The sequence below is a fragment of the Parapedobacter deserti genome (genome assembly GCF_042646065.1).
Taxonomy (GTDB): domain Bacteria; phylum Bacteroidota; class Bacteroidia; order Sphingobacteriales; family Sphingobacteriaceae; genus Parapedobacter; species Parapedobacter deserti.
Window position 1 is genome coordinate 58,061 of sequence record NZ_JBHRTA010000036.1, and the last position, 8,811, is coordinate 66,871.

An 8,811-nucleotide genomic window follows, 5' to 3' on the forward strand; every position below is an offset into this window, starting at 1 on the left:
TATAGAAAAATGATGTGGGTAAGACATATTCTATTTTTGACTGGCCTTGGTTTTTTATCCCTGCTGGCCCAAGGACAGCAGCCGCCGGTATCAGTTCCTGCAGGGCATATGGCTGCGGTCGGGAATCCGGGGCAAACAAATGGTAGTGTAGACGTAGAGCTCTTTACCGGAATGTTAAAGGTCGACATTCCGGTGGGATCTGCCTCTGGCAAAGACTTGACCATACCCGTGTCACTGAATTACATAGCAGGGAAAGGCGTACGTCTCCAGGATTATGCATCGGAAGTAGGTTTGGGGTGGCAGCTTGTGGCTGGCGGCAGTATCTCCCGCGTGGTTAGGGGCTTGCCGGACGATTTAAATAACTTAGGCTATTTGGGTAGTTATGGGGGCTCCCAAAACGGTTGGGCGGATGAGCTGTTTAATTGGGGCACTTATAATACTCCTTTACCAGCTGACATAGATCCAGGAATAGGTTATCCAACGGCAGACGGAGAGCCTGACTTATTCACGATTTCGACACCGTTTTTTAGCGCACAGTTTGTTTTTGATAAAGACAGAAAGGCGATATTTTCAAATGCTTCAGGCCTTTCGGTGATTCCTCATATTTTTTATGGTTCGGTACACTCGCCGGAAGGCTATGGTTTTACCGTAATTGATGAGTATGGCAACAAGTATTTGTTCGGTGGTACGTCTGCCTATCACAATGAAACGACCACCAAACTGTTAGGAGGAACAACACGGACATTTAAAAGTACCTGGTTTTTAAATCGAATTATAACGTATAATAACCGGGAAGTGATCACATTCACTTATCAAACCTCTCCAAGTAACGTGGTTAGGCAACATTACCGTTCGTCTCGGTTAAAACTCGACTCCGGATGGCAGCCAAGGAAAAATGACTCTACGACCACCACGGTTCATTCCCCAAAATTGATATCCAGAATCCAAACATCCATATCCGAAATCAACTTTTCATATCTCTTTGACCGATTGGATATCCCGAATGCGGGAAGGTTGAATACCATTCAGGTCCGTGCCCGCACCGGAGCGTCAACAACAAAGCTATTGAACACTTACCAGTTTAACACCACCTATTTCGGTGCACCTTCTTCGGATAGAAACCGACTTAGGCTTCGTTTGGATAATGTTAAGCTTATTGGAGGAGATGATACACCTGCAGGAGGATTGCCTTATAAAACCTTCCGTTACTTTAATACGTACTCGTTACCATCCCGAAAATCCGATCATTTTGATTACTGGGGTTATCATAATTACATGGCAGATGTAGCCGATCCTTTATTAAATACTGCGCTCCGCGCGCCGAATACTGCCCGCAACAAAGCGAATATTCTTATTGGAATCGATGATTTGGGAGGTCTTCGTACAAACATAAATTATGAGTTAAACGATTATTACAGCCCCTCGGCCAACAGTCATTTTGTAGGGGGGGGATTGCGTGTGGAATCCATTTCACTAAGTGATCCCGGAGGTCAGACCATGACCACTTCCTATGTTTATGAGAATGAAGCGACTTGGCAATCCTTCGGGCGGGCGTCCACGGACTCATGGAGTAACCTAACGGTTGAAGCAAGCGGTGGCAGTACCTCGTTACTGTTGAATTTTTCCGAGTCTCTTTCTAACGTATACGATATCAACGGTACGTTTATCGGCTATTTATTTGTGAAAACCAAACTTCCAACGGGTGGATATATCGAAACAACATTTAACACATTTGATGATTTTCCTGATCTGGTCACTAACTGGAGCTACACAGGTGGCACAGGTTCAACTATACCGCCCAACGTTTTAGGGATTACCAGTTCCGCTTACAAACGTGGTTATCCCACTTCCAAAATAACTTACAACCAGTCTGGAGCGGAGATAAGTTATGAATATTATGATTATCAAACGTTTGGTGGCGCACGCAGCAAAAATTCTTTTGGCTTCCAGCTTTTTCCGGTTGCGTTCCAATGGCCGGGTAATAATATCATCAAATGGATAAGTTATAATTATTGGACTTGGAAAGAAAATTATAATTTGCAGCGCGTGACACGGGTCGACGTGGCTCCTTCCGAGAGCTATAATTCCATAAGTACTACTACGCAGTATACCTACTCTCCCAATGCTTACTTCCTTGTGCGGACAGCCCTCAGTGTGGATTCGAAAGGAAACATAAAGACAAAAACAAATTATTACAGTGCGGACCCCGTAACATTGCTTCCAGGCGCCTCGAATCAAGACGACTATGATGCCAATCTAACGCTTAGGCAGACTAATGTACTTGCTGCGCCTTACTCAGAGGAAGTGAGCATAAATGGAAAGACGGAAAAAACGGAAAACACGTACCGTAGGGTCACTGGCACGTCTCCCCTCAAAGTCCGACTCACAAGTAGCGAGAACAGGTTAGGCAATACGTTAGTTGACAAAATAAATTATACGTATGATGGTAACGACAATCAGGTAACCTCACAACAGCAATTCGGCATACCGACCACCACCATTTACGGATATAACCATACGTACCCGATAGCGGAAATACAGAATGCTACATATGCCACGGTTGTCGCGGCGTTGGGTGGCCAAACAAACGTAAATAATTTCGCCGCGAATTATGCGCCTACACCAGCAGCCGTAGCCGCCTTCTTAGCTCCGCTAAGAACAGCAACGACGCTTTCTTCAGCATTGGTTACAACCAGCATTTATGAACCCGGTGTCGGATTAATAAGAAAGACGGATCCACTCGGCAAAACAACTTCATATGAATACGACGATTTACTGCGATTGCTGCGCATTAGGGATAATAGCGGATATATCGTAGAAGAATATAAGTATAACTACCGAACTGACGACTGATTGAAGTATAACTATCCACGCTATGAATAGGTTATCTGTTGGCATACCGCTTTTTATTGCCGCAATTTTTATCTTTATTCCCAAAGACACGATCGGGCAGGGTGCAAATCCTGTTTTTACCAGCTACAGTGGTCAATCTGAGTTGTACGGTACCCAAAGTGTCACACTATCTGGAGGTTTTGAAATTCCGTTGGGATACAACGTATTGATTCATGTAACTTCCAGCAATGTCAGCAATCCTTATTCCAGCGACCGGAACTACATACTAACTACCGCTTACAACGTTCCGTTAACAGTCTCGGTAGCGGATCCTACCGTGCAGCAGGCTTCGCGTCAAATTGCCTACTTCGACGGTTTTGGCCGGCCTGTGCAACAGATTGCCATAAAAGGCTCGCCTACAAATAAGGATGTGGTGGTGCCTCTTGCTTACGACGCATACGGTAGGCAGTCTACGAGTTACCTCCCTTACACGACAAACAGCGCTGGGAATGGATTCTTCAAAACGAGTGCGATCACCGAACAACAATCCTTTTATACATCCGGCGTCTCAGGTCAGTCTTCGAATGGTTACCCGTACTCAAAAACGGTGTATGACTTATCTCCCGCAGCTAGAATTAAAGAACAGGGAGAACCGGGAGCGCATTGGCAGCCTTTGAACGGTAGTATACCCGGATCAGGACGCACCGTTAAGTTAGAGGCAACAGTAAACGGGGCCGGTATTCCGAAATATAGTGTCTCCCTGTCCGCTTCCAATGAGCCTACTTTGGAAAAAAATGGGGACTATGGACACTACCAATTGGCAATCAGTATCACTAAGGATGAAAATTGGACACTAAGCGACGGAAAGGCAGGTACCACCGAAAAATATACGGATAAAGACGGACGTGTTATCCTGGAGCGTGCGTATAACAAGAACGGAGCGACAGTGGTCACGCTATCCACCCACTACGTATATGATGACTGGGGCAGGCTTGCTTTTGTGCTACCTCCGGGTACCAACCCGGATACAAACACGCCTAATTCGAGTGCCATTGCTACTTTTGGATATAAATACCAATATGACGATTATGGCCGCAAGGTGGAGCAGACCCTACCCGGCAAGGGCGTCGAATATTTCGTATACAACAAGCGGCATCAGTTGGTGGCTTCACAGGATGCCAATCAGCGTGGGCGAAATGAATGGATGATCAGTAAATACGACGCCCATGGTAGGTTAATTATTACGGGGTTGTGGACAAATAATAACACGGCGATCTCGCGGACTTCGCTTCAGACGGTTTTAAACGGGCAGTCGGCATTTTGGGAAAGCAGGAACACCGCCACCGCCACGCACGGGTATACCAACGTGGTCTGGCCTACAAATATTTCTGCTTATTTTCTCGTCAATTACTACGATACGTATGATATCGCCGGCCTGCCTGGAACTTATGCATATCAGAGCTATGGCAGCAATGTACATATCGCCAAGGCGCCGGGACTGCAGACAGGCAGCAAAACATGGCCGATTAATAGTGCGTCGACAACCCTTTGGTCGGTGACCTACTATGACATCGATGCACAGGTAATCCAGGTCCAAAGTGCCAACCATCTTGGCGGCAAAGATATTGTCAGTAGTTCATATAATTTCACCGGTAAGGTAGTTACCACCCAGCGAGTGCATACCGGTTCTGGCGGACAAAGTGTCACGGTAAACAAGGCCTTTGCCTATGATGATGCCGGCAGGCTCTTAACGGTAAAACAGCAGACGGGACCAGATGCAGAAATAACATTGGCCCATCGTACCTATAACGAAGTCGGCCAAGTTATCGACAAAAAGCTGCACCTGAAAGCCGGGCAGACCAAGTACCTGCAAAGCGTGGATTATCGATATAACGCACGAGGATGGTTGACGTCAATAAACGACCCCAACCTAGCCAACGGCACGGCCGCAAATATTGATGATGCCAGCAGTGACTCAGATTTATATGGCATGGCCCTCGATTATGAAAATGCCAGTTTCGGCCCACAATATAATGGCAATATTGCCGGCATCCGGTGGAAAACCAGCAAGCCCCCTTCCATGGCCGTTTCCCCGCCGCAATTGGGTTACCGTTTCAGTTACGATGCCTTGGGACAGCTTACCACCGCGCAATCGGGCACGAACGGCACCTACAACGGCAACCACAGCGAGCAAATCAGTTACACCAACACAGGAAACATCAACAGGATTGAGCGCTGGGCTTATCGGGATAATGCTAAGCGTTTAATCGATGATCTCACGTTTAGCTATACTGGATACCGGCACACGCGGATAGACGATGCGGCTGGGGCGGCCTACAAGGCTTTGGGTTTCAATGATGCAGTGCAGCAGGCAGATGAATATGCCTACGATGGCAATGGCAACGCCACCAAGGACGCCAACAAGGGTATAACGACCATCTCCTACAACGTATTCAACCTACCGGAAGTCATCACGTTCTCGACCAGCCCGGTTAAGAAAATTGAATACCTATACGACCGTTCGGGGGTAAAGCTCCAGCGAAAGTATACGGAAGGCAGCGCGGTGATGACCACCGATTATGTGGCGGGGATCCAATACGAGCAGGGGCAACTGGCATTCGTGCATACCGATGCGGGGCGTGCTCGTAAAGACGGTAGCAGCTACCGTTATGAATATGACTTGGTTGACCACCTGGGCAGCACGCGGGTGACGTTTGACGCGAACCCATCGGACCCGAACCAGACCACGGCCCGGGTGTTGCAGCAAACCGCCTATTATCCTTATGGCTTGGCCATGCTGAACGACCCGGCAAGCAACCTGAACCTTTCATTTGTCTCAGGCGCGAAAAACAACTACCTTTACAGTGGCAAGGAACTGCAGGAGCAGGGTGGGCTCAATTGGTACGACCACGGGGCACGGATGTACGATCCGGCGATAGGCCGGTGGAACGTGATGGATCCGGCCCGTCAGTTCAGCAATCCTTTCCTCGCGATGGGCAACAACCCGGTGATTTATGTTGATCCGGATGGGGAGTGGATCCATATTGTGATCGGTGCGGTTATCGGGGGTATCGTCAACACGATCACGCATTGGGACGAGGTTGCCAAGGGAGGATTCTGGGAAGGGGCTAAGGCGTTTGGCGTGGGTGCGGCGGCAGGTGGGCTGGGAGCGGCAACGGGTGGAGCGGCTTTGGTCGGTTTTGGGGCATCCGCTACGACTGTGGCCGGAGGTTTCGTGGCTGGCAGTGTTGGTAGTCTCTACGGAGATATGGCACTGGGAATGGGCAATATGTTTGCCTTTGGCGATCCTTATGAGATGACGCCTTCAAGGCTTGGCTCGGTGGCGTTGATGGGTGGTATAACCGGTGGGCTTACATCCGGCGTCTCCAACTGGATCAACGGAGCTAATTTCTGGACAGGGAGATTCCCAGTGGAGGTCGGGGTTCCAAGGATTACGCAATTTGGTAATCGGGTTGTACAGGATGCCACTAAGGGGGGAGTTGCGAATGCAAGAGCATTAGGTATGGCGGGAGAACAAGCAGTGGGATTGTCTGGAGCGAAAACAGCTATTCAAGTTGGTGGTAAAACTAGAATACCTGATGCCCTTACCAGAACAACTTTAACAGAAGTAAAGAATGTTAAGTCGCTCAGTTTTACACGGCAGTTAAGAGATTTCCATACTTATTCCCAGCAAAATGGGTTGGACTTTATATTATATACTCGTCCAAATACTACTTTGTCCGGACCTTTGCAACAAGCCATTAATAATGGGTCAATTATTCACAGGTTTATCCCATAATTATGACAAAAGACGAGATTATCCGATTGGAAAATAGATGGGCTGAATTATTGAAAGGCCCTAATAGATTAAATGAAACTAAAGTTAGTAATACAAAAATTACAGCTGCTGAATTGCAAGAGCAATTATCACAAGATGAAGAATATCAAAAATGGCTTAAAGAAAAAGAACAAGTAAGGACAGCACTTGAAGAGGCTTATGCTAAAGATGAAAAGCCGTTGGTTGAAGACTTGAAGAAGGCTGGATTGAATATAACTTCATCTTGGGATCTAGTAAATACTAAATCAAGTTATAAATCAGTTATACCGATTTTATTAGAACACTTATCGAAGCCATATCATTTAAAGAATAAAGAAGGCATTGTAAGAGCATTAGCGGTAAAGGAAGCTATCGGAAAGGCAAGTCCTGTTTTAATAGCAGAATACAACCGAACGCCTAAAGATAAAACGCTTTTGCGTTGGGCAATCGGTAACACAATCTACACAACAATTACAGAAGATGACGTTGAAAGTATATTACCAATAGTTCTGGATAAAACAAACGGAACGTCAAGACAAATGTTTGTAGCGGCTTTGGGGAAGGTTAAATCAGAGAAAGCAGAAGATGTTTTAGTCAATTTGCTTGATGATGAGGAAGTGACCCCCCACGCTTTAGAAGCGTTAGGCAGAATGAAATCAAGAAAGGCAAGGGAGAAAATAACAATGTTGACCAATCACCCAAAAGCTTTAATAAGAAAAGAAGCTTTAAAGACATTGAGGAAGCTATCATAACATCAAACGCCAGGCTAACAGCTTGGCGTTTTTTTACATCAAAGAAATCTTACTTGCTTTGATAAAATTGTCAACGGTAGTGAGCAGGCATTCCTTTTCCTTTTCGGGGAGTGTTGCAATTTCCTGAAACCGTTTGGGCATAGCAGGGTCTTTAAAAAGGTCGGCCTGTTCATTTTCTCCCAAGAGGTAGCCCACCCTAGTATCCAAAATCTTAGCCAGCTTTTTGGCTGCCTCGTCCAGCTGCAGATATTTTATTAAATTTGGATATAAAAGCAAGGTTTTCTGCCGGATAGACCGGAGGTTTGGTCAAGTGAACTGCAAGATTATTAGGGAAATCGGGATGGATTCAGTTTGGTTCCGGAAGTAATGCCCCCTTGACCCTTGCCAACCCAAAACTGGGATTGGCAGGGGGAATGAACGTTCCGGAATTTACTTTGACCGCAGTAAACATACCCGGTGCTGCATTTGCTAAAGTAGGGGCCGGTAAAGCCGGTAATCTTGCCGCTAAGGGGGTAGGAAAAGGAACCCACTGGGTATATGAAGGTTTGGATGCGGCTGGTAATGTTAAATATATAGGGATTACAGGTAGGGATGCCGCAGTAAGGTTTGGGGAGGATTTAAATTCAGGAACAGCAAGGTCATTGTTAGATTATCGTGCAATAAACGGAGCAACTGGACTGTCCAAGACACAAGCTAGAATTTGGGAGCAGACGTTAATCAATCAATATGGTTTGGGCAAGAATGGTGGACAACTTTTAAATAAGGTTAATTCAATCGCACCAAAAAACTGGCGGCAATTCGGTATCAAATAATGGCAAGAGCAAACACAAAAATAGGCGATGTCTTTTCGGTTAAGATAGACGAGAGCAGCAAGAAGTATTTTCAATATGTCGTTAGCGACCTTACCCAGCTGAACAGCGATGTAATCAGGGCTTTTACAAAAAAATATCCAATTGATGTCAATCCCGATTTATCAGAGATCGTAAGTGGAGAAGTTGAGTTTTATGCCCATTGTGTAACAAAGCTGGGTTTGAAAATGAACCTATGGGAAAGCTTTGGAAATACAGCAGAAGTCGGCAACACATCGCAGATATTATTTAGAGATACGAATGATTACGGCTCAAAGGTTGGGGAAGAGCCAATCAGGGTATCGCGAAATTGGTATGTGTGGAAAGTTAACGAGCCTTTTAAAAATGTAGGGAAATTAGAAGGAGAAAACCGAAAAGCATACATAGGAATAGTAATGAACCCTTAGGAATTATCGAACTTTTAAAGGGGAACAAATATCCCATTAATTATCCCGATTTGAGACTGTAAAATCAACTGTGTCAAGAGTTATAAAATGTTAACTTAGTCACAGTTTAAAATGAAAGAAAAGCAAGAAGAATTCGATTACGAGGAGATGAAAGC

At 45.8% G+C, this 8,811-nt stretch carries 6 protein-coding genes; 5 read left to right on the forward strand and 1 reads right to left on the reverse strand.

What is annotated here, in order from left to right:
- Positions 1-9 precede the first annotated feature (9 nt).
- Genes ACFOET_RS11735 through ACFOET_RS11745 form a run of 3 tightly spaced genes read left to right on the forward strand, consistent with a single transcriptional unit; the run spans position 10 to position 7,401 of the window.
- Positions 10-2,853: an RHS repeat domain-containing protein gene (locus ACFOET_RS11735; protein ID WP_379022817.1), complete on the forward strand. Its 2,844-nt coding sequence runs from the start codon at positions 10-12 to the stop codon at positions 2,851-2,853.
- A 22-nt stretch (positions 2,854-2,875) separates the two neighbouring features.
- Positions 2,876-6,631, forward strand: coding sequence for a DUF6443 domain-containing protein (locus ACFOET_RS11740; protein WP_379022819.1), 3,756 nt, complete (start codon positions 2,876-2,878; stop codon positions 6,629-6,631).
- Between the two features lie 2 nt (positions 6,632-6,633).
- The gene (locus ACFOET_RS11745; RefSeq protein WP_379022821.1) at positions 6,634-7,401 is read left to right on the forward strand and encodes a HEAT repeat domain-containing protein; all 768 of its coding nucleotides are present in this window, start codon (positions 6,634-6,636) and stop codon (positions 7,399-7,401) included.
- A gap of 33 nt (positions 7,402-7,434) precedes the next feature.
- Here ACFOET_RS11745 and ACFOET_RS11750 read toward each other — a convergent pair whose 3' ends face one another.
- Entirely contained in the window at positions 7,435-7,608 is a 174-nt protein-coding gene (locus ACFOET_RS11750) for a hypothetical protein (RefSeq protein WP_379022823.1), read from the reverse strand.
- A gap of 206 nt (positions 7,609-7,814) precedes the next feature.
- Between ACFOET_RS11750 and ACFOET_RS11755 the strand changes: the two genes are divergently transcribed.
- Together ACFOET_RS11755 and ACFOET_RS11760 are read left to right on the forward strand one after the other, a co-directional pair.
- The gene (locus ACFOET_RS11755) at positions 7,815-8,213 is read left to right on the forward strand and encodes a hypothetical protein (RefSeq protein ID WP_379022825.1); all 399 of its coding nucleotides are present in this window, start codon (positions 7,815-7,817) and stop codon (positions 8,211-8,213) included.
- Complete coding sequence (locus tag ACFOET_RS11760; RefSeq protein WP_379022827.1) at positions 8,213-8,656, forward strand: hypothetical protein; 444 nt, start codon at positions 8,213-8,215, stop codon at positions 8,654-8,656. Before ACFOET_RS11755 ends, ACFOET_RS11760 begins: the two co-directional genes overlap by 1 nt.
- The last annotated feature ends 155 nt before the right edge of the window (positions 8,657-8,811 follow it).

What these genes read in the sequence shown, in the direction of transcription:
- ACFOET_RS11735 (WP_379022817.1), top strand. Translation starts at nt 10, where the DNA reads ATGATGTGGGTAAGACATATTCTATTTTTGACTGGCCTTGGTTTTTTA.
- ACFOET_RS11740 (WP_379022819.1), top strand. Translation starts at nt 2,876, where the DNA reads ATGAATAGGTTATCTGTTGGCATACCGCTTTTTATTGCCGCAATTTTT.
- ACFOET_RS11745 (WP_379022821.1), top strand. Translation starts at nt 6,634, where the DNA reads ATGACAAAAGACGAGATTATCCGATTGGAAAATAGATGGGCTGAATTA.
- ACFOET_RS11755 (WP_379022825.1), top strand. Translation starts at nt 7,815, where the DNA reads ATGAACGTTCCGGAATTTACTTTGACCGCAGTAAACATACCCGGTGCT.
- ACFOET_RS11760 (WP_379022827.1), top strand. Translation starts at nt 8,213, where the DNA reads ATGGCAAGAGCAAACACAAAAATAGGCGATGTCTTTTCGGTTAAGATA.